The sequence below is a fragment of the Frateuria defendens genome (assembly GCF_001182895.1).
GTDB classification, from domain to species: domain Bacteria; phylum Pseudomonadota; class Gammaproteobacteria; order Xanthomonadales; family Rhodanobacteraceae; genus Frateuria_B; species Frateuria_B defendens.
On record NZ_LFQR01000204.1, the window covers coordinates 1 to 229 of the forward strand.

Consider the following 229-nt stretch of genomic DNA (forward strand, 5'->3'; position numbering starts at 1 on the left):
CAGGCCACGACGGAGATCGTCCGCTTGCGCCGCGACGGCAAGCATCGCGTGCCGCGTCCCATGTCCACGCATCGCGTGTGGGCGATGGACCTGACCGGCAAAGCCGATCTCAGCGGCCAGCAACACCTGATGCTCGGCCTGCTCGACCACGGTTCGCGCGCCTGCTTGCGCTTGAGCGCCCTGACGGACAAGCGCAGCGCCACCATCCTGCGAGAGTTGGTGATCGCAT

At 67.2% G+C, this 229-nt stretch carries 1 protein-coding gene; it reads left to right on the plus strand.

Annotation, left to right across the window (positions count from 1 at the left end):
- Window positions 1–24 precede the first annotated feature (24 nt).
- Window positions 25–229, plus strand: a 205-nt coding sequence (locus ACH65_RS20375; protein ID WP_237561567.1) for a hypothetical protein, incomplete at its 3' end; no start/stop codon positions are given.